Consider the following 20,696-nt stretch of genomic DNA (forward strand, 5'->3'; position numbering starts at 1 on the left):
AACCCATGGGCCATTTTTTGGTTTATGGGTTTATTTCTTGGTTTTTGGAACGTTTTCTTGTACCGGTTCCCCCTTTTTCCATCAGGCTTTTTTCGATCCTCATCCAAAATCAGCCACAAAACCTGTTGACCTGACTCTTAATTACTGTTACACTTATACACACAAGTATATAACCGTTTAACGAGGTTAGTATGGGAGTAAAGGTGGTGATATGAATTGAGCCGGAAGCTGGACAGCCGCAAACCGATCTTCCTGCAAATCCGGGAAAAAATCGAGGACATGATTGTCAACGAACAGCTGAAGGAAGACGAACAAGCTCCTTCCACCACGCAACTGGTCAACTTTTATAAGATCAATCACGCCACGGTCTCCAAAGGCGTCAATCAACTGGTTGAGGAAGGAATTCTTTATAAAAAAAGGGGCATCGGCATGTTTGTGGCCAAGGGGGCCAGAGAAAAACTGATCCAAAAACGAAAAAAGGCTTTTGTGGATGAATTTGTCGTCCCTTTGGTGCAAGAAGCCCACAAACTGGGGATCACGGAAAGTGAAGTGTTTGCACTGATCAAAAAAGAAAGGAAAGGGATGAAGAATGAATTATAAAGTGGAATTTGACAATGTATCGTTGAGATACAAAGACTTTGAGGCGCTCAAAAATGTTTCCTTCCGATTGGAAAGCGGAAAGATTTATGGTTTGCTCGGCCGGAACGGAGCCGGAAAAACCTCCCTCCTTTCTCTCTTGTCGTCTTTTCGTCTTCCGACGGAAGGATCGATCCGGATTGGTGGGGAACCGCCGTTTGAAAACCCGAAGATCATGCCTCATGTTGCGTTGGTTTACGAAAAAGATTACAAGGAAGAGCGGAAAAAAGTTTCCACCTTCATTCAGAATGCAGCCAAGTTCCGCCCGTTCTTTGATATGGATTATGCACTCCGGCTGGTTGAAAAATTCCAACTTCCTTTAAACAAAGAAGTCAGGAAACTTTCAAGAGGGATGAAATCAGCGATGAATGTGACCATCGGACTGGCCAGCCGGGCGCCCATCACCATTTTCGACGAGGCTTATCTGGGCATGGATGCTCCGACCCGGGAATTGTTTTATAAAGAATTGTTGAAAGACCAAGCCAAACATCCCCGGATCATGATTTTATCCACCCATTTGGTGTCTGAAATGGATTATTTGTTTGAAGAAGTGTTGATTCTCGATCGGGGCAAACTGTTGCTGCACGAAGACTATGAAACCTTGATTTCCAAGGGGCTCACTGTCACGGGGGATGCCAAGACGGTTGATGAATTTACCAAAGGCCGGAAGATTTTGAATGAAGAGCAGCTCGGAAATACAAAATCGGTGATTGTGTTCGGGGATTTCCATGAAGTTCTCCGGTTGGAAGCCGAAAAACAAGGATTGGAAACCGGGACCTGCTCCCTGCAAGATCTGTTTATTCATTTAACAGGCAAGGAGGATGCATATGAAACCAACAGCCGTATTTCCTAAAGTGGCCAAAGACATGTACTTGGAACAAATGAAATGGACGGTTTGGTATCTGGTTTTTGCGTTGGTTATCCACATCGTACATCTTTATTCCAGTTATTTTACAATCGGTGATGATACCGCGGTGAAAGGGATTTTGGTGCATCTTTTTCCATCGGCAAAGGTTTATATGATCATAATCGCAATTATTTCCGTCAACGGATTCCTGTCTTATTATGTCGGACAGGGAGTCACCCGGAGAGATTTTTGGGCCGGTTCGATGATTGCCGCGCTCGGGCTGACAGCTACGATCGCTTTCTTCGCCGTGATTCTCACTTATTTGGAATACGGGATTTTGGAGATGTTCCAGCTGTCTCATTTGCTGTCTGACGAGTTTTTGAACGGAAACGGGTGGCTGGTGATTCAATATCTGCTTAATATCTTTTTCTATTACTTGGCAGGCTACCTGATCGCAGTCGGTTTTTACCGGTTCCACTGGATCGCCGGAATCGGATTTATTGCCTTTTTCCTTCTTTCTGTTTCAGCACTGGAATGGAGCGAAAAATATTCGCTTGGGCTGAATGTATTGAGTTCTGTGGCGGTCATTGTCCTCTTTCTCACCTTATTGCGCCAGTTAACAAAGAAAATCGCCGTGAAGTTGTAAATGAATCCGGGAGACTCAGGTCCGCATGTTGCCTGAGTCTCTTTGCCTTTTCATGACGTCTGGGATTCATCCCTTCTTTGCTTTGCCAAGCGTTTTTTTTGAATCCAAACCAGCAATTTAAGGATCAGGAACAACAGAAAGATGGCTCCTGATACGAGAATAATGGCTCCTAAAATGATGGACACAACCTTCCAAAAACCAAAAAAGTTCGCGGCCCGCACAATGATGAGCACGATGGCAAAAGGAATGAGAAAGCCGATGACATCCTTCCCTTTCACTAATCCCTCTTCCTCCTTTTTTGTTGGAATATCGTTCAGGTTAACGGGCTTGTCCCTCAGTGTCAATAAGGTGTGAATAACAACATCCCAAACAAAATTCAGCACGAAAAATAAAGAGGAACAGATTTCAAACGGACAACTGGTTCAACATCTTATACGTGTCGCCATACGGATGATAAAACACATTCATGCTGGATCTTTCCTGTGTGTTTTAAATCTTCAACCGCCGGTTCACAGACAGAATGGTCCGGCTGGATCTTGTGATCGCTGCATGGATATCTGGGATCCGGTGCAACAGGTCGCATCAAGGGAACCTCAAAACACTTGAATTTGACAACCTCTCCTTAATCATTTACGATTTAAATGAAAATTAAAATAAATTAAAAAGAGTGATTCGAATGAATACTTTGGTGGAAACCCGTTTGGGAAAAGTGCAAGGCGGGACAGACGGAGAGGTTTGTTTTTGGAAAGGGGTTCCTTATGCGAAACCCCCGGTGGGAAAACGCCGCTTTCAAAAGCCGGAACCACTGGAGAAATGGGATGGTGTTTGGGATGCCACCCGATTCCGTTCCATGGTGATGCAGCCGTCCGGCACCACCTTCAGCACCGTGCTTGGGGAAGCGGATCACCCGGTGAGTGAAGACGGGCTTTATCTGAATATCTGGTCGCCTGCGGCCGACGGAAAAAAGCGGCCCGTTCTCTTCTGGATCCATGGCGGCGCCTATCAGTTCGGGTCCGGCTCTTCCCCCTGGTATGACGGAGCGGAGTTTGCCAAAAATGGAGATGTGGTGGTTGTCACGATCAATTACCGGTTGAACGTGTTTGGATTTTTGCACTTGGGGGATTGGTTCGGTGACGAATTTGCAGCATCGGGCAACTTGGGAATTTTGGATCAAGTGGCTGCGCTGCGTTGGGTGAAAGAAAACATTTCCGCTTTTGGCGGCGACCCGGAACAAATCACCATCTTTGGCGAATCGGCCGGAGCCGGAAGTGTCGGGGTTCTGCTTTCCCTCCCGGAAACCAAAGGGCTGTTTCAACGGGCAATCTTGCAAAGCGGTTCGGGTGCCATTTTGCTCCGTTCCCCTCAGACCGCTTTGGACATCGCCGATCGCATTCTTACGAAAGCCGGCATTCGCAAAGGAGATCGCGACCGGTTGTTATCCATCCCGGCCGGTGAACTTCTTGAAGCCGTACAATCCGCGCATCCGGGAATGATTTTTGGTCCTGTTGTGGACGGAACCGTTTTGAAAACCCATCCGATTAAAGCGTTGGATAACGGAGCAGCCGGCGACATCCCGATCATCATCGGGGTTACCAAAGATGAATACAATTTATTTACACTGACCGATCCTTCTTGGACAACAGCAGGAAAAGAAGAACTGATGGACCGGATCGAACAGGAAATCGGGCCGGTTCCGGAAAAAGTCTTTCCATATTACTTGTCTTCCGGCGATCCATCCCAACCGGTATGGCAAAAACTGTTGCGTGCCATGACTTACCACATCTTTACCCGGGGCATGTTAAAAACGGCCGACGCCCAAATCAAGCAAGGCGGGAAGGTTTGGGTCTACCGGTTTGATTACGAAACCCCGCTCTTTGACGGCCGGTTGAAAGCATGTCACGCGCTTGAAATCCCCTTTGTCTTTCACAACCTGCATCAGCCGGGTGCCGATGTTTTCACCGGAACGCATCCGAAGCGGGAGCAAATTTCCCGGCAAATGCATGAAGCATGGATTGCTTTTGCCCGGACAGGGAATCCGAACGGTGACCATCTCCCTGATGCGTGGTTGCCCTTTGCAGAAAAAGATCGGCCGGTCATGGTGTTTGACACCGACAGCCGGGTGGAAAGCGATCTCTTTGCTCAAGAGCAGGAAGCATGGGAGCACAAGGCCTGAGTGGTCTTTTCCGCTCAAGCCTTTAAACTTTTTCACAGGAGATAAGACGGCATGAAAAATAAAAACATTGACATTCAGGGAGAAAAGATCTCCTTGCGGTTGATAAAAAACAGCGATATCTCGGAATATTATCAAAGCGGTTTTGCATCCCCTGATGAAGAAGTTCAGCTTTACACTGGTACGATGAAGAAACCGACGGAGGATGAAATCAGGACTTATGTAGAAAAGATTACAGAAGATGATTCAAGGTATGATTTCTTAATCATCAATTCCAAAGGCAAGATCATCGGCGAGTCCGTGATCAATGAAATCGATGAAGAGCTTCGGTGTGCACACTTTCGGATCGCACTATTTAAAAGTGAAGACTGTGGTCGTGGGATGGGTTCAGAAGCGATACAGATGACCTTGCAGTTTGGATTTGAAAAACTGAATTTACACCGAATCGAACTGGAAGTGTTTTCTTTTAATCAGCGGGCGTACCAAGCGTATCTTCGTGCAGGATTTGTGGAAGAAGGCAGAAAAAGAGATGCCGTATTGATAAAGGGGCAATATCATGATGTCATCATCATGGGGATTCTTCAACATGAATTTATCTCTCGCGGTGCATCAATGAAATAATGGCTAAATCATCCGTCTTTCTCCGGCTGCCTGTATACGAGCTTTTTTTTATTTGAAACTGTCTCCTCTTTGACCAAAAAATGCGCTGGGCGTGTTAAACAGGCTCTTACTTTGGGGTTTAAAACCCAAAAGTAAAAGCCTTGTTTTTTCTTAGTCTCGTCACAAGTATTCCTTTAAACCCAAATTCTACACGTACGAATTTGTTCAATTATTGATTTCGTATTGGCAGCCCCCCCTGCATATGTATTGAACTACGCGCTTATTTTGCCAACCAGATCGATTGAATACAAACTGATTTTTTGTTTCGATTGTATGTTCGAAAATGATGGCTTTTAAGACATTTGGCGGAAGAACATTGCAGGACATTCGATTTGCTGTTGAAGTGTGACATTTGCAGTCAAGAGCCTGAACGGCTGGAGCCAAAAAAGTAAAGCGCATGATTGGGTAAACAATCGGGAAGCACAGCTTTAAGGTGGCTCAAGAAACAAGGCATTGACGATGCACTCATTCAGCCATGCAAGCCGTAAATCGCTTGAAGTGTATTCTAAATTGGCCATAACCGATGCTCAGGATGAATATGAACGTGTCATCCCTGAGTTTCCTGTATAAATACGAAATGACTTGAGTCTCCCTAAAGAGTGTCTCAAGTCATTTTTCCATTTACTGGAGAGATGGCCCCAAAATCGACGGATGCTCCCTCTCCTCCGCTGAGGCGGTTTTTTTATATCCAAAAGCCTCAATGCAGCAAAAAAAGAGGCATCTATTCGGGGTCACCGTATCATTTCGGGCAAAACGTACGTTTGAACAATTTTGGACAATAATACACGATGAATCTTCTTGACAGACTAACAAATAAAAGCGTATGATCAAACCAAACGGTTCAGTTTGATTTCTGTATTAAACCTACCGCTAGGAATAACGGAGGTGACTGTTTGATTTCCAAAGAACGTTCACCCAGATCACGGACAAAGCAGGATCAGATTCGAACAGCGGCTGAACGCTTATTTCTTAAGAACGGTTTTGCAGCGACGAGCATGGACGCCATTACCACTGAAGCTGGTGTTTCCAAACAAACCGTGTACAGCTACTATTCAAGTAAAGAGGATCTTTTGGTTGACGTCTTAAAGCAACTGATTCACAGTTTAACTGAAAATCTGTGTTCGTTTGAAAATATGTCGTTGAATAATCGTGACGAACTGCACCAAGCATTGAACAACTTGGCGTATCACTATATCTCCAGTCTTATGCAATCCAATTACCTGGCATTGATGCGAGTTATCGTTGCCGAGTCTCCTCGGTTTCCACAGCTAGGAAACCTTTTTCGTTCAACCTTGCCGGAGAAGGTCATAAAGAGCGTTTCCGCTATTTTAGAGCAAGCGAAAAATAAAGGATTGGTAAATGTTGTTGACGTCAATGCAGCCGTACGCATGTTTGTCGGACCATTGCTTACTTATATCCTGCTTGGCGGACTCATTGTTACTGACCGTCCACCCCAACAACCTGATACCAAAGACCTTGAAGCGATTGTAAATTTGTACATGAAAGCCATCGTTAAGGATCACTAAAACAGCGATCATTTTTACAAAAAAATCATGAGGAGGAGATTCGATGAATCTCAACCATCTGAATCTGACGGTTACTGACGTTCAAGCCACTGAAGAATTCTTGAAGAAATATTTCGATCTGAAAACCGTGACTACCCGCGGCGACTCGTTTACTCTGTTAACTGACGATCAAGGGATGTTACTGGCTTTAATGAAAGGAAGGCAAGCCGAATATCCCAAAACATTTCACATCGGATTTGTGCAGGAAAGCGATGAGCAGGTGAATAAGATCAATAAACGAATGAAAGAAGACGGCATCGATGTAGATCCTCCACAGAACGCACATGGTTGGACTTTTTATGTTAAAGCGCCGGGTGGATTTACTGTTGAGGTTCTATCCCTTGAGAGATTAAAAAGCTAATCGTTCTGAAATTAAGGCTCGGGTGCAGGCGGTGGAGGTTTTGACGCTAATGTGGCAGACCTTCGCAGGCGATCCCATGCGGAAAAGGTGGATCACCCTTGTCATAAATTCGTGCCATCTTACGAATTAATCAATGTGTACCAGAACTGCAAACTCTGTCCCCTGGAATAATAACAGCTGCCCCGCGCAAAGGGCAGCTGTTTTCATTCGTAAAAACAGGGGTCTAGGAGCCTCACAGAGCGACGAAAAATCGTTAACCGAAATGAAATAGGGCATATAAATCGAAAAATCTAAAAGTGTTTCTTGGACAGATGGCGGTAAAATCGTCGTTCGCTACCTCTACCCCTGTTTCGCGGAATAAATGGACATGATTATTGAACCGATCAATGTCAAAAGACCAATTATTCCTGTAATAATAGCTGCATTAACTTCCCCCGAAAATAATTCCGACTTAGCGTATCTAATCCAAAGCAAGAATCCATTGTAAGCCGCTATCACATTGAAACACCAATTATAACTAAGCCAACGAGAACCCGAAGAATGATATTTTTTTCACTGTATTCATCTCCGGATGCCTATTTTATTGTGCAAGTGGCTTAATCATTTTTAACACTTAAGATAAGGGAACAGGTTTATTACAAAAAATGAACCCGATTTCAAAGAATATCTAATTGAGTCACTTAAAAAAACATCCTTCAAATACTTTGCAATTGGCTTTGCTTTAGATATGATGATCCCCATCATCGATGCTAATCTTTCCTTTATGTTTTTTGGTCGGCTTATCAATGGAAAAGCGACCACCCCCTTCAGACGAATCCCCTCTCCCGAATCAGGAAGTGTCTTATTCTGGCCCAAGTCTTTTTTTGATTCTACCTCACTGGCCTTATTTTGACTAATATCATGTTTGTTTTCACTGAGAACCCTTCCAGAGGTTTTCCCGTATTTTTGTAGTATTAACGGATTTACTTCTTCGGCACCATTTTCAGTTGAGAGCTAATATTTGATTTGTTTTTATGTTTGCCTCTTTTGCTTTCTTTTGCCCTTTTCAAATTTACTTTCATAGTTTATAATGCAAACTAGTTAATAATACATATGGAGTGTGGTTCCATTGATGCCCTTTAAGGAAATGGCGAAATTGAATAAATTGATCCATGAACCGGCCCGTCTTGCCATTATGAGCGCGCTGGACGCCTGCACGATGGCTGAATTTTTGTTTTTGCAAGAATTAACCGGCTTGACAAAAGGAAACCTTTCTTCCCATTTATCCAAATTGGAAAAGGCGGAATATATCCAAATCCAGAAACAATTCGTGCGCAAAAAAATCCCTCATACCACCATACGGATCACTCATGAGGGAAGAGCTGCGCTTCATAATTATTGGGAACAATTGGACCGCATCCGCGAAGTAACCAAAAAATGGAACAAAAGTTAACAAACGGATTTACCAAACCCTCTTCCCTCTGTTTTTCAGAGGTTTTTCCTTCCTGAAAAACCCAACATCCGGAGAGCGATTTTAAGGCCCCTTACAGCCTTTCACCCCTTTTTTCGATCTGTTCATCTCGAAAGGAAATAAACCACCCTTAAATCGAAAATAAGAAGACCGTTTTTCCCGGGACGGAAATCGGAATTCCATTTATTGGGATCGATTGCTCTTTATTTGTATGTTTATTTTGAGATTATTTTGTACGTTCAGATAAATAAGAACAAATTCGGTGCAAAACAGTCGCGGGCGCTCTTCTCCTTCTTCCCGATCCATCCTTTTTACGCGTCCTATAGGGTTACAAAACAATTCTTTTGTAACTATATAAGGGTAAAACACTGAAACCCCTTGTAAATCAAGGGGTTTGGCGATCGGATGTTTTCCACAGGTTTCTCCATCCGTTTGAGAGCCAAATGGTTGTCTCGCCAAGTTAACTTGTTAATGAGACATCAATCTTCTGCTATTTTCTTCACCATATGGACGTTACTTAAAAACATGTGAAATCCTTCCTCCTCCAGAAGACTCGTCACCATTTTCTTCTTTTCGGGGCAGTATAAAAACTGGCATCGGGATGCTTCCGCAGAAGCCATCACATGTCGCAACAACTGACGGGCCAGTTCTTCCGCTTCCGGATGCCCCGGAGCTGTCTCCAATTGCAACAAAGTCAATTCTTGCACTCGTCCTCGTCCTTGGTCATCGGTTTTCCGCCTCACCAGCGCATACCCGGCTTCTTTTCCGGAAGAATCGGAAATGATCCATGCTTCATCTCCTTGAAACCAATGGGTTTGCCACGGGGCCAAGTCGGGGTAAAAAGAAAAAGCGGTGACAGTTGCCGGATGGGCGGTGCGGATGTTGTATCCGGAAGCCCCTTTTTGTCCACGGCGAAAGTTTTCTGTCTGGTAAATGAGCAAGGAATCGGCAATATCATACCCGTGTTGCTGATATAACCGGATGGCCGGTTTGTTTTCGGCAATTGCTTCCAGTGTCGCCAGCTGCACATGTTCCCGTTGATACAACTCCATCAACGCTTCCATCAGCCGGTTCCCCGCCCTTTTTCGCCTCCATCCGGGAAGAACGGCGGTCCCTCCGTTCCAGGCGATCTTTTTTCCTTTGATTTCCCCAATGGACGTAAACACAAAACCGACCGGCCGGGCATCATTCCAAGCCACCAGGGAATGAGCCGGCGAAATTCTTTCCCGGACCATCCTGTTCATTAACCGGTCAAAGGTGAAATTCATATTCACAAAGTAATCCGCAAAGGCTTCATTCCACAACTGCAACGTTTGCTCCCACGTGCACCCGCTTAATGGACGAATCGTAATCATGATATTTCCCTTCTTTTCTGTTTGATATCATATCGGTGTAAAACGTTCGCGGGGATTAAAGCGCGGATTCCTGCAGGATTTCCTCCTCTTCGGAAATGCCTTGTTTTTTGAATTGCAACCGGCACCAGAAAGCCGACTTGGCATAATCCCAAAGATACCGGCTGAACTCCCCGTTCGGATGTAAATAATTCCACACCTCAGGGAAATATTTCTTTATATCTTGCAAAATCTCCTTTTCCTTCTGGCTCATCACATGCAAGTTATGCCGGTATTTCAAGCCCAGGGTTGTCAGGCAGTCCGTCACCTCCACAGGGACTTTCCGCCAGATTTGTCTCCATTCATCATAAGGTTCCATTAAATAATGAACATTCAGATCGCCGTCGTTATAGATATCATAGAGCAAATGCCCAGGAATCGTCTCTCTGTTTTTCATTTTGTCCCCTGCCTTTTCCGTGGAATAAATCGGAACCCTTTATAGTATTAGGAAACAACTGGCGGATTCCCTTTATTTTGAAACTGTTTTTAGCGAAAGAAGGTGCGCTCGGAAATGGAAAGAGAAAAGTTATCTTTTTTGTTTCGGAATTTTGCTTGGAAAGAATGTCACCTCTCCAGCCCGCTCTATCAACAGTTGTCATTAAAAATCGCCCAAGACGATGAGCTTCTTGCCGTGGCATCCCATGCCCTGCGTGGACAACCCGTTCCCAATCTTCTGTTTGGGGCGGTCCATTATCTGTTGTTAAAAGGGAAAGACCATCCTTTAAGAGACTATTATCCGGATCTGGTGAAATCTCCGCGGAAAGCAGACGAGGCCTTTCCTGCCTTTCGCGACTTTTGCCTTTTGTTCAAGGACGAAATCATCCCTATTCTCCGGCAAAAAAGGGTGCAAACCAACGAAATCGGACGTTGCGCTTATCTTTATCCAAGCTTTTGCCTGATTTACAACCGGGTGAAAAAGTCCCTTTCCCTGATCGAAATCGGGACCAGTGCGGGGTTGCAACTGTTATGGGATCATTACAGTTATGCATATGGAGGAAGCCATACTTACGGGCATCCGTCTTCCCCTGTCCGGATTGAATCGGAAATACGGGGGAGCCGGCAACCCTTCTTGTTCCCGGATAGTCCCCCTGTCGCTTTCCGGATGGGCATCGACTTGCACATCATGGATTTAACGGACCAGGAGGATTTTTTATGGATGCGATCCCTCATCTGGCCGGAACACCAAAAACGGGTCAGACTTTTTGAAAAAGCCGCACGGCAATTGAAAAAACACCCCCTCCGACTGATTGAAGGCGACGGAGTTGAAATGCTTCCCAAGTTAGCCCGTCAGGTACCGGAAAATACCGCCCTCTGCATCTTTCATACCCATGTGGCCAACCAAATGCCGGATCAAGTGAAGCAAAAGCTGAAGGATCAGATCGGGGAGTTGGGGAGAACGCAAACCGTTTTTCATTTATACAACAACATGGAGGACCGGGACGTTCTTCATTTGGAGTCGTATATTGGCGGAAGGAAAAACCATGAGGTTTTGGCCAAAACCGAGGGGCATGGCCGTTGGTTCGAGTGGAAACCTTCAAAATGACAAAAAAACGGGGCCCAAACCGGACCCCATTTCCCCTTCATGATACGTCATCCAAAATTTACACGCTCCCTTGATTTCCATCCACACGGATTCTTTGTCCGTCTTGGATCCGTTTCATCGGCCCACCACTGCCGGAATGCCGCTCATTCTTTAACTTAATTTGCATACCTTGCAAAATTATTAAGGACAAACCACCATATTGAAACAACAGCAATAACGATAGTTCCCATAATAAATATAAAATGAACCGGAAAATAATCAACCAATATGCCGGCACCAGCTAATGTTGCCGGCATTGCAACTTGTTCAATCGCTCCAAATATACCAAACATTCTGCCTCTGAACTTCTCGCTGACATTCGTTTGAGCATAACTGATAACATTAACAGAAGACAGGGAGATCCCAAATCCCAATGTAAATGCAAAAACACAAAACAAGATATAAGAATTTGATAAAGCAATCCCCAGTAATGAAACGGCTATTATGACTAAACCCGTCAGTGTCCCTTTTGCAACTGACAAATGATTACCAATCTTTGATATAACTCCACTGGCTAAAATGGAACCAATGGTCAGGATAGTAAAAAATACACCATAACCTTCTGCACCTACATTAATACTTTTCAACTTAACAGGCATAAGAAACTCCAATGGACTGTAAGTAGCGCTTAATACAAAGAAAATAACAGGGACGATAAAAAGTAATTTTGAAGAAATAACATATTTAATCCCTTCAATTGTTTCATTCAAAACAGATTTTCTTTCTTGACTTTCTTTTTTTACCATTGGGAAATCAATAAAGCATAATAACAGGGCCATAATAATAAATGTTGCCCCATTAACAAATATCGCTGGTATGGTACCTATAAAACCAATCATCAATCCCCCGAATGCAAAACCAAAAAGACTCGAAATTTGCCCCGCTAAAGCATTTAATGCATTCGCTCTGGAAATATCTTTTTTAGGAACTAAGTTTGGTAACAGCGCACCAAAAGAAGGACGGTAAATCAAACCAACCACCCCTGAAACAAACCCTAAACAGACAATGACAGACGATGACAAAAGGTTTATCTCATATAAATAACAAATCAAAAACATACAAAAACCCCGGATTATATCGCCGACCACAAGAAATGGTTTCATATTCACCCGGTCTACCATCGTGCCCACTAATGGACTGAGTACAAAAGGAACAGCAAAGGCTGCCATAGTAAAAGCGGTATATTTAGGTGAGCCCGTTAGTTCCAGCATTAAGTAACTCAGGGCAATAATATAAAATGTATTTCCTATTCCAGATTGTGCGTTTCCTAACCATAACAAAATAAAGTTTTTGTTCCAAAGATTTAATGGTTCCATTTAAACTACTCCCCCATATAAATGAGAATTGCGAACTTTTTATTTCCGTTAATCAGTCATTAACCGTGGTTCCAAGCAACCGACATACGCTTTGTAAAATTGATTGCAATTTTCATGTCCCCCTGAATATTTTTATGATTTTGTTTCTTTTGGATCGATGTAGGAGTTGAATCCATGCAATTAAAAGAACTCATTTTGTAAGGTGGGCAAGGACCTAGAGTATGACATTTCTGAAAATATAAATATTGTAAAGCCGTTCCTTTATCAGGAATCGGCTTTTTCCAACTCACCCCATTTGCATCTGTATGCGAATAAAGTTCAGAATGGATTCGGTTATTCAATGGCAATGGGTTCGGCAGGATACTCCCCTTTTAAAAGCGGAATCAATTTTTGTCCCAACTGCTTGGGGAAAATCAGTTCCCCGGTGTTCAAGATTTCATCCACACTCCACCAATGGTGGGCTTGGTAAGTCTCTTTCTCCACCTCTGTAAAATGATCCGTCGAAATCTGCTTTCCCTGCACCCGTGCCACATAATAATATTCAATAAAACGGGTTTTCCTTTGATGGACGAACAGATGAATATCCCGGATCCATACCAACGGCCCCCAATGCACACCGTCCGCCAATCCGGTTTCTTCCCACAGCTCCCGTTTGGCCGCTTCGAGATAAGACTCGTTTTCTTCCACCCCGCCTCCCGGCGGAAACCAAACCGGCTCTCCGGCCGGATTCTCTTTGCTGGTGACGGAAGGGTCTTTCATCTTAAACAGCAAAATCCGGTCTTGTTCGTTGAGTAATACAATACGGGCGGTTTCTCTTGTTTTCACTGTGAAGACTCTCCTTGTTTTCTCAAGATGTTCCATCCCTTCCATTATAATATGAAAAAGCACCGGTGATTGAAGTCCGGTGCTTTTTCCCGAAAGCCATAAAATCAGCTTTGGCTTTGCCCTTTTTTGATCCAGCCCGCCACGGTGAGGACGCGCCGGGTTTGATGTTGAACCGCCTTTTCCGCATCATCTTTCCAATTGCCGTTATTGTCAATGGTCACGGAAGTGCCATACGGGTTGCCGCCGGATGCCGGGATGGAAGGATCGGTATATCCCGGTGCAACGACAATCGCTCCCCAATGGTACATCGTTGTGTACAAGGACAAAACCGTCTCTTCTTGCCCACCGTTTGGGTTATTGGCCGAAGTCATCGCACTGACCACTTTGTTGACCGTCTTTCCTTGGGCCCAGATGCCCCCTGTTGTATCCAGGAATTGTTTCATTTGGGATGAGACAATGCCAAAGCGGGTGGGGGTGCAGAAAATAATCGCATCCGCCCAAACAATGTCATCCGGCGTTGCAACCGGAACATTTTTGGTGGCTTCATAGTGGGCTTTCCATGCCGGATTGGATGCAATGGCTTCTTCCGGGGCCAATTCCTGCACTCTCAACAGACGGACTTCGGCTCCTTCTTTTTTGGCTGTTTCTGCAGCGATTTGAGCCATCTTGTAGTTGGTGCCGGTCGAGCTGTAATAAATGATCGCCAATTTCACATTTTCCATGCTCATGCCTCCTGTTGGTCATGGTTGATCCTCACCGGAAATTCACCCGGTTAAGGAAGATCAATCAACATCACAAAACAACCTTTATCGGTCTCCGCCGTTAACGAAGATACATCTGTTATTCTTGCCGAGTCCCGGCGCTTTAACACATGATCCCCGTTGAGGAGGACATCGCCTTCGATCACAAAGAAAAAGATCCGGCGGTTTTCTTTCTGCTCAAACGTAAGGGATTTGCCGGCTTCCAGTTTGGAAAGATAAATCGTCATATCCTGATGAATCGATGCCGTCTGATCCGATGCAGGATGCTTGGATACCACCGGCAACAAACGGTTTTTCATGTTTTCCGGGTCAAAAGATATCTGTTCATAGGAAGGTTGAAGCCTGCTGGTTTCCGGCAAAAACCACATCTGCAGGAAATTCACTTCTTCCGTTTCTGACGGATTCATCTCGGAATGAATAATTCCCGTACCGGCACTCATGCGTTGCACTTCACCAAAAGATAATGTTTCCATGTGGCCGGCACTGTCCTCATGCCTTAATTGCCCTTTCAACACAATGGAGACAATCTCCATTTCCTTGTGGGGATGCATGCCAAATCCCGTCCCCGGTTGGACGGTGTCATCATTGAGCACACGCATAGGCCCAAAGTGCATATTCCCGGGGTCAAAATATTCAGCAAATGAAAAGCTGAAATAACTTTTCAACCAACCGTGATCAGACACAAAACGGTTTTCGGCAGGATAAATTTGAATCATGGTTCACAGCCTTTCCGATTCTTCTATTCTTTCTTTGCTATGGTTGACGAAAATGATTATTTCCCCTCTCCCTTCATACATTTGTAATTAACTTACTTTTAATAAGTATAATAGGTTACCAACGGACTTTTGTCAATCCGTTACCCGGAATCCAACACCCCATCCAATCGGAAGTTATGCGTGGCATCGTAAAAGGAATCATCATACAAGCGAAGTATTGTATTCAGGAAAAACAGAAAGGAGTAAAAAAGATGATTAAATGGGAAGCTGTAAAGCAACCAGCGACAGATGAAGATATTCAACATATTGAGGATTTTGTTGGTAAAAAGTTGCCTGGAGATTATGTAGAATTGGCGAAGGTTTATCACGGAAGTGTTCCAGGAGTATGCATTGATGTTGATGGGGAACCTTACCCATTTGATCAATTGTTATCTGTTTCAAAAGAAGACGGAGAAGAAGAGGATTTTTGCCATGTAATCGGAGCCTATAGACATATGTACTTGGACGAAAACTCAGATCCGACTCTTCCTGAAGGATTTGTCCCTTTCGCATTGGATGGACAGAATAAATGGTATTGTTTTGATTATCGGGAATCCACTGAATCCCCCGCAATTGTGCTTATTAACTGGGAAGCTCATTATGAAGATGATCCGGACTACGTTGTAACCTTTATAAAAGAATCGTTTAATGAATTATTGGAAAGTCTGTATGAACTTTAATATCTTTTCTACAGCGCTATCGTAAATGTAGTACAATTTCCGGTGCTTTTTTATCGTAACTCGCATACTTTTACCCATAGAAAAAAGCCTCTCCATGACTGGAGAAGGCTTTTTTATTGTCCCGGCATAATGGAACAGATTGGCTAGGAATGGATCAAATGGCTTCATTCCTGTCACCACTTTCCCCGGCCGTCGCTGTTCATATCAAGATATTTGATATGTCGATTTTCTTCGGGAACATCCAAAAGAAGACCGTCACTCCTTCATATTGTCCAAAGCGATCGTCTTGGAACTATCCAAGACAACAAATGACGCCCGGAAACCGGTAAAGTATCAACCTGCAAAAATGGGCGGCAAAATGGGTCGATATCCAGAAATCCCTTCATAGAATAAAAAGAAACTTCTTTTTTCATCCGGAGGTGGCATGACATGTACCTTGCTCATTACCCTGTTGGCGGTTATTTGGCCAATCAACCCAATTATCAAGCTTATGCTTGGATCCAAGGAGGTCCGCTTGCACCGGAACTCAGAGGTTATGTGACGTTTACAGAAGTGCCGGGCGGCACCGAAGTGTTTATTGAAGTGAGCGGACTGCCTCCCTATCAACCGGGAGGAAACGGCCGGCAACCCGTTGGTCCGTTTGGATTCCATCTCCATGAAAACGGCAGCTGTGCCGTTGGAAATCCTGGCGATCCGTTTCAAGCGGCCGGTAATCATTGGAATCCGGACAACCAACCTCATGGCAATCATCCCGGCGATTTCCCCGTTCTTTTTTCAAATAACGGGTATGCACGGATGAGCTTTTTCACCAACCGCTTCCGTCCATCCCAAGTGATCGGAAAATCGGTCATGATCCATCAAAACCCGGATGACTTCCGCTCCCAACCTTCGGGAAATGCCGGAAAACGCCTGGCTTGCGGAGTCATCCAGGGAGTTTATGGTTCAACGTCTGTATTCCGATAAAAACAGCTCTGAAAACAATAGTTTTATTTGGATAAAATATTTATAATATTGTTAGAAGATAAAAATTTTAATTCGAATGGAACGGGGGTTGTCTGCTTGGCTTCCGGAATCCCAGCGAAGTTTCGTCAGTTATACGGGTTGGTCCCATGCGGACTTTCGCCCGACGGCAAAACACTCATTGCCCCCCGGGATGCCGACTCTTTTCAAAAATACCGGTGTCCGGAGTGTAGAGAACCGCTGAAATTAAGGAAAAGCAACCGCAGAAAAACACATTTCTCCCATCATCACATGAAAGACAGCGAATGTTTGCTGTACCATTCGCCGGTCACCTTGGCGAAATGGGTTCTCCGCCATGTTTTTCAGCAATGGTTGGCACAAAAAAACACCACTCCCATTCAAATCAGTTTCTTCTTCCAACCTCCGCATCCCATTCCCTTAAACCCGGTTTATCAGATCAAATGGGATCAACGCTTCCGTGACCACACCTCCCATCTTTCCCTGCATGACGAAGACGGAAAAGCCCTTCTTTATATCGGAATCATTGATGAAGCACAAAGTCCCCGTCTCCCATCTTCCCGTTGGCTTGAGGTTTCAGCAGAGAATGTGTTGTCCGATCCATATTTGTTGGAATCGTTAAACTCGTCCATGGCGCCACCACCTTTTTTAAAATACGAACAATTGAAACTCGATTTTTAAATCTTCCAGGTACCGGTTCCCCGGTTATTGCTAACGAGGAGCCGGTGCTTTAAATCACAACATCTTCAAGCAGATAAACCTGCGCACAACAGGAGGATCACCGATGGATCACCGATGAAAAAAAGACTCATATCCAGAAACCGCAATTACCGTTTTCTGTGGTTGGGACAAACAGGAAGCGTCTTGGGGGATTGGTTTAATCAGGTCGCGCTGGCACAAACCGTTCTTTTTTTTGTCTGATTCCGCCTTGTCGGTCGGTATTCTTTTGATGTGCCGCGCCCTGCCTTCTGCCCTTTTGGGGGTGTTCACCGGTCCCGTGATTGATCATTTTTCCAAGAAAAAAATCATGATTCTCTCGGATTTGGCGCGTGGCCTGATAGTATCCTCTTTTATGTTTTCCTTTCTTTTCAAGCAAGTTTGGATCTTGTATGCCGGTTCTTTTTTGATCGGATGCCTGAGTGCTTTTTTTAACCCTTCCCGCCAAGCAGCCATTCCTTCGGTGGTGGCCAGAAAAGACTTGGCGGAAGCCAATTCATTTTCCTCCGCAACGGACAGCATGATCGGGATTCTGGGAGCGGTTTTGGGCGGAATTGTATCCACAGCTTTCAACCCTTTGGTTTGTTTTGTCATCAATGCAATCTCTTATTTCTGGTCCGCTTTTTGCATTTTTCAGATGAAATGGTCCGAATCCGTCTCTCCTTCACACTCTGATTCGTATTTCAAATCACTCAAAAAAGGGGTTCATGAAGCCTCCCGCAATCAAGTCGCCAGGGCCATCATCCTCATCGGCATCAGTTGGGGTTTTGCCGGCGGAGGATATTACATATTGATCCCTTTGCTCGGTAACAATGTTTATCAAATGCAGGGGTTGGGGATCGGCATCCTGTATGCCGTTGACGGATTGGGCGTTTTGACCGGGGCGTATCTTGTCAAGAAATTCGTGAATCATCAATATCGCCGGGGGATTGTGTGGTACGGGGCTTCGTATCTCTTCCAAGCCGTTTTTTTCGCTTTTCTGCACATACCAATACGCTGCTCACGGGAATCTTCATGCTTTACTTGATGCGGCTGTTTTCCGGCATCATCATCCCGCTTGATACATACATGCTGCAAATGAATACAACCGAAGCCGTTCGCGGCCGTGTCTTCTCTCTGCATATGGCAACCTATGGCGGAGTGATGCAATTATCCTATATTGTATCCGGATGGGCTTACGAGCAACTGGGAATTTCCGTTACCGGGCTTGTTATCGGGATCATCTCTTTCTTATGCGGCATTCATTGACTTGTGCAATACCGGCTCGGCAAGTTTGTTTTGCACTCCAATGTCATATAAAAAGGACTTGGAATGCCCAAGTCCTTTTTATACAAACCTTTTGACAAGACTGTTTGTATGTGATAGTTTTTTGTTTTTTATGTTTATTGTTGATGAGTGTTTGTGTTACAAACTGGTTTGGGCATATAATGGTGTTTTATCATTGACATTTCTGGAATCCATGTGGTTCTTACTGCCCTTTGGTAAATGTGATAAATCTGTTTGGATCGAATACCTCTTAGAAAGCAATACAAATAACCAAAAAGCCCCCTTCAACTTTGGACAATCTGGATCAGGTTCCCGCATGTATCATCAAATACTGCCAGGGAGATTCCATCGATGTTGGTCGGCTCCATGGTAAATTTCACACCTTTCTCTTTTAAACGCTCATACTCCTGATGAACATCTGCGACCCCAAACTGAACGGCCGGGAGCCCGTCAGCATATAATTTCTCTTGGTATTCCTTGCCGGCCGGATGATGGGCAGGTTCCAGCAACAATTTTGTGCCATCCGGATTCTCCGGGGAGACCAGTGTCAACCATCGGTATTCACCGGCTTGGATATCCTCCTTTTTTATAAACCCCAGTTTTTCGGTATAAAACCGAAGTGCTTTGTCCTGGTCTTTCACCAACAAGCTCATCACAACAATTTTCATCGGGGTTTCCTCCCTTTTCCTTGTTTAAGATGATTTATTCCTTTGTTTAACTTGATGCGAACAAAATATACTTCTCTAAGTGTGCTTTATGTCCTTTGTATTTTGTTGATTTAGTTTGTTTTACAAACTTGTTTTTATTAAATAATGGTTTTTATCTTGAATCCATTGCCCCCAGTGCCGGCTGTAATTAATCAACTCCCCCTTCTTCCAACCTGCAGGCAAAAATTTATCAAATAAACCATTGAAGGCATTCAGCGTCATTTATAAGATAAAACCAGTATCATAGTATTCGAATAATTCCAAGAACCCCGCTTCAATCCAACTGAATCCACTTGATGTCTTAACCCACCTACTTCTCCATGAAAGGACAATCAATATGATGAATCATTTATCCATTGCCAAACCGGCAAAAGAAGATACCCAAGCAGCGTTTGACGTGTTTGAAGCCTCAATCATTGACGCTTTTGAAAAAGAAGGCCTTGGAGATTTAACCAATGATATGGCCTTTGAGATTGATTCCAAAAAGAAACTGCTCACCTCTTCACTGGAGAATGCCAACCCGGGTATTTCCTTTCTGGTTGCCAAAATGAACGGCCGCCTGATCGGAACGATTTCTTTCGGGCCTTGCGGAAGTGAAATCAAAAAATTGACCCGTGGCAAGCTGGAGTCCATCGGGGAACTTGGCAGTCTTTATGTATTGCCCGGCTTTCAAGGAAAAGGCGTGGCGTCCGCTTTGATTCATTCCATGATGCAACGGCTTCATCAATTCGGAATTGAACAATTTTGTTTGGACAGCGGTTACATGCATGCACAAAAAAAGTGGTTAAGGAAATTTGGCAAGCCTTATCACATCGCCAAAGATTACTGGGGAAAAGATCGCCATCATATGATTTGGCTGTGTCGGGTCATTGATTATGTGTAAGCCTTGAATAAATAAAGAAAGATGACATTCTTGGAATTTTGGACGGGATCGTTGGGTTCGGTGGTGCACTGTTTACCCTTTTCTTTGGTACCCGTGGATTAAAATGAGGTGAAAAAAATATGATTAAATTTCGTATATTAGAGGAAACTGAGAAACCTGCTGATGATGAATTGGCTGAAGTGAAAGAACATTGTGGAATAAAATTGCCACCAGACTTTGTAAGATTCTATAGCCAATAAGATATGCCGGAAAATCTTGAAGGAGAAATATACATAAAGGCAAAAGGTTACCCATATCCCCTTCAACTGGATGGGTTTTATTTGCCAGACCAAATGATTGAAGAATATGACGTCAGATTGGATGAGGATGAATCAATTCAAAGCAAAGGCAAACTCATTCCGTTCGCTTTTCATCAATCAATCAGTATTGTTTCTTTTACCCAGCCAATAACGAAAATGACCCTATTATTGTTTGGGTAGACTCAAATCATGCAGCACAGG

23 protein-coding genes are annotated in these 20,696 nt (G+C 44.2%); 15 read left to right on the forward strand and 8 right to left on the reverse strand.

Going from position 1 to position 20,696, the window contains the following annotated elements; all coding sequences use genetic code 11:
- The first annotated feature begins 216 nt into the window (after nt 1–216).
- From ATH33_RS04015 to ATH33_RS04025, 3 genes are read left to right on the forward strand one after another with little or no spacing between them, the layout of a single operon-like run.
- On the forward strand, nt 217–600 hold the full coding sequence (locus tag ATH33_RS04015; RefSeq protein ID WP_062843023.1) for a GntR family transcriptional regulator: 384 nt from the start codon (nt 217–219) through the stop codon (nt 598–600).
- The gene (locus tag ATH33_RS04020) at nt 590–1,489 is read left to right on the forward strand and encodes an ATP-binding cassette domain-containing protein (RefSeq protein WP_121874094.1); all 900 of its coding nucleotides are present in this window, start codon (nt 590–592) and stop codon (nt 1,487–1,489) included. Before ATH33_RS04015 ends, ATH33_RS04020 begins: the two co-directional genes overlap by 11 nt.
- Nucleotides 1,464–2,129, forward strand: coding sequence for a hypothetical protein (locus ATH33_RS04025; RefSeq protein ID WP_147437062.1), 666 nt, complete (start codon nt 1,464–1,466; stop codon nt 2,127–2,129). The genes ATH33_RS04020 and ATH33_RS04025 overlap by 26 nt, the downstream gene beginning before the upstream one ends.
- A 50-nt stretch (nt 2,130–2,179) precedes the next feature.
- On the opposite strand, the gene ATH33_RS04030 is transcribed toward ATH33_RS04025, so the two are convergent.
- A complete protein-coding gene (locus ATH33_RS04030; protein WP_037995961.1) occupies nt 2,180–2,407 on the reverse strand; it encodes a hypothetical protein in 228 nt (75 codons plus the stop codon).
- A 398-nt stretch (nt 2,408–2,805) separates the two neighbouring features.
- On the opposite strand from ATH33_RS04030, the gene ATH33_RS04035 reads away from it, so the two are divergent.
- The 5 genes from ATH33_RS04035 (at nt 2,806) to ATH33_RS04060 (ending at nt 8,317) form a co-directional block, all read left to right on the forward strand.
- Nucleotides 2,806–4,302, forward strand: coding sequence for a carboxylesterase/lipase family protein (locus ATH33_RS04035; protein WP_121874096.1), 1,497 nt, complete (start codon nt 2,806–2,808; stop codon nt 4,300–4,302).
- A gap of 51 nt (nt 4,303–4,353) precedes the next feature.
- Nucleotides 4,354–4,920 (forward strand): GNAT family N-acetyltransferase, encoded by a 567-nt coding sequence (locus ATH33_RS04040; RefSeq protein ID WP_062843027.1) that lies wholly within the window; start codon nt 4,354–4,356, stop codon nt 4,918–4,920.
- Nucleotides 4,921–5,852: 932 nt separating this feature from the next.
- Nucleotides 5,853–6,485 carry a TetR/AcrR family transcriptional regulator gene (locus ATH33_RS04050; RefSeq protein WP_037995967.1) on the forward strand — a complete coding sequence of 211 codons (633 nt, stop codon included), beginning with the start codon at nt 5,853–5,855 and terminating at the stop codon, nt 6,483–6,485.
- 43 nt (nt 6,486–6,528) lie between these two features.
- On the forward strand, nt 6,529–6,885 hold the full coding sequence (locus tag ATH33_RS04055) for a VOC family protein (protein WP_037995970.1): 357 nt from the start codon (nt 6,529–6,531) through the stop codon (nt 6,883–6,885).
- Between the two features lie 1,111 nt (nt 6,886–7,996).
- Nucleotides 7,997–8,317 (forward strand): transcriptional regulator, encoded by a 321-nt coding sequence (locus ATH33_RS04060; protein ID WP_062843028.1) that lies wholly within the window; start codon nt 7,997–7,999, stop codon nt 8,315–8,317.
- A gap of 497 nt (nt 8,318–8,814) precedes the next feature.
- Here ATH33_RS04060 and ATH33_RS04065 read toward each other — a convergent pair whose 3' ends face one another.
- Both ATH33_RS04065 and ATH33_RS04070 read right to left on the reverse strand, forming a co-directional pair.
- Complete coding sequence (locus tag ATH33_RS04065; protein WP_037995974.1) at nt 8,815–9,690, reverse strand: GNAT family N-acetyltransferase; 876 nt, start codon at nt 9,688–9,690, stop codon at nt 8,815–8,817.
- Between the two features lie 55 nt (nt 9,691–9,745).
- A complete protein-coding gene (locus tag ATH33_RS04070; protein WP_037995976.1) occupies nt 9,746–10,123 on the reverse strand; it encodes a hypothetical protein in 378 nt (125 codons plus the stop codon).
- A 114-nt stretch (nt 10,124–10,237) separates the two neighbouring features.
- Between ATH33_RS04070 and ATH33_RS04075 the strand changes: the two genes are divergently transcribed.
- Nucleotides 10,238–11,269, forward strand: coding sequence for a DUF2332 domain-containing protein (locus tag ATH33_RS04075; protein ID WP_062843030.1), 1,032 nt, complete (start codon nt 10,238–10,240; stop codon nt 11,267–11,269).
- Between the two features lie 155 nt (nt 11,270–11,424).
- Here the strand turns inward: ATH33_RS04075 and ATH33_RS04080 are convergent, their stop codons facing one another.
- The 4 genes from ATH33_RS04080 to ATH33_RS04095 all read right to left on the reverse strand — a co-directional run bounded on the left by ATH33_RS04080 (nt 11,425) and on the right by ATH33_RS04095 (nt 14,926).
- A complete protein-coding gene (locus ATH33_RS04080) occupies nt 11,425–12,624 on the reverse strand; it encodes an MFS transporter (protein WP_049720128.1) in 1,200 nt (399 codons plus the stop codon).
- Between the two features lie 333 nt (nt 12,625–12,957).
- Complete coding sequence (locus ATH33_RS04085; RefSeq protein ID WP_170151225.1) at nt 12,958–13,449, reverse strand: NUDIX hydrolase; 492 nt, start codon at nt 13,447–13,449, stop codon at nt 12,958–12,960.
- Nucleotides 13,450–13,553: 104 nt separating this feature from the next.
- Nucleotides 13,554–14,171 carry an NAD(P)H:quinone oxidoreductase gene (wrbA, locus tag ATH33_RS04090; protein WP_037995980.1) on the reverse strand — a complete coding sequence of 206 codons (618 nt, stop codon included), beginning with the start codon at nt 14,169–14,171 and terminating at the stop codon, nt 13,554–13,556.
- 50 nt (nt 14,172–14,221) lie between these two features.
- Nucleotides 14,222–14,926, reverse strand: coding sequence for a pirin family protein (locus tag ATH33_RS04095; RefSeq protein ID WP_121874098.1), 705 nt, complete (start codon nt 14,924–14,926; stop codon nt 14,222–14,224).
- Between the two features lie 251 nt (nt 14,927–15,177).
- On the opposite strand from ATH33_RS04095, the gene ATH33_RS04100 reads away from it, so the two are divergent.
- From ATH33_RS04100 to ATH33_RS04120, 5 genes are all read left to right on the forward strand, one after another.
- The gene (locus ATH33_RS04100; protein ID WP_170151226.1) at nt 15,178–15,645 is read left to right on the forward strand and encodes an SMI1/KNR4 family protein; all 468 of its coding nucleotides are present in this window, start codon (nt 15,178–15,180) and stop codon (nt 15,643–15,645) included.
- Between the two features lie 429 nt (nt 15,646–16,074).
- The gene (locus tag ATH33_RS04105; RefSeq protein WP_121874100.1) at nt 16,075–16,608 is read left to right on the forward strand and encodes a superoxide dismutase family protein; all 534 of its coding nucleotides are present in this window, start codon (nt 16,075–16,077) and stop codon (nt 16,606–16,608) included.
- A 96-nt stretch (nt 16,609–16,704) separates the two neighbouring features.
- Nucleotides 16,705–17,304, forward strand: coding sequence for a competence protein CoiA family protein (locus ATH33_RS04110; protein WP_121874101.1), 600 nt, complete (start codon nt 16,705–16,707; stop codon nt 17,302–17,304).
- A gap of 232 nt (nt 17,305–17,536) precedes the next feature.
- Complete coding sequence (locus tag ATH33_RS04115; RefSeq protein WP_121874102.1) at nt 17,537–18,367, forward strand: MFS transporter; 831 nt, start codon at nt 17,537–17,539, stop codon at nt 18,365–18,367.
- Nucleotides 18,355–18,588 carry a hypothetical protein gene (locus ATH33_RS04120; RefSeq protein ID WP_037995993.1) on the forward strand — a complete coding sequence of 78 codons (234 nt, stop codon included), beginning with the start codon at nt 18,355–18,357 and terminating at the stop codon, nt 18,586–18,588. The genes ATH33_RS04115 and ATH33_RS04120 overlap by 13 nt, the downstream gene beginning before the upstream one ends.
- 302 nt (nt 18,589–18,890) lie before the next feature.
- On the opposite strand, the gene ATH33_RS04125 is transcribed toward ATH33_RS04120, so the two are convergent.
- Nucleotides 18,891–19,274, reverse strand: a complete 384-nt coding sequence (locus tag ATH33_RS04125; RefSeq protein ID WP_037995994.1) for a VOC family protein — start codon at nt 19,272–19,274, stop codon at nt 18,891–18,893.
- A 376-nt stretch (nt 19,275–19,650) separates the two neighbouring features.
- On the opposite strand from ATH33_RS04125, the gene ATH33_RS04130 reads away from it, so the two are divergent.
- Nucleotides 19,651–20,196: a GNAT family N-acetyltransferase gene (locus tag ATH33_RS04130; RefSeq protein ID WP_121874103.1), complete on the forward strand. Its 546-nt coding sequence runs from the start codon at nt 19,651–19,653 to the stop codon at nt 20,194–20,196.
- Nucleotides 20,197–20,696: the final 500 nt, after the last annotated feature.

Source organism: Thermoactinomyces vulgaris, assembly GCF_003688725.1.
Classification (GTDB): Bacteria; Bacillota; Bacilli; order Thermoactinomycetales; family Thermoactinomycetaceae; genus Thermoactinomyces; species Thermoactinomyces vulgaris.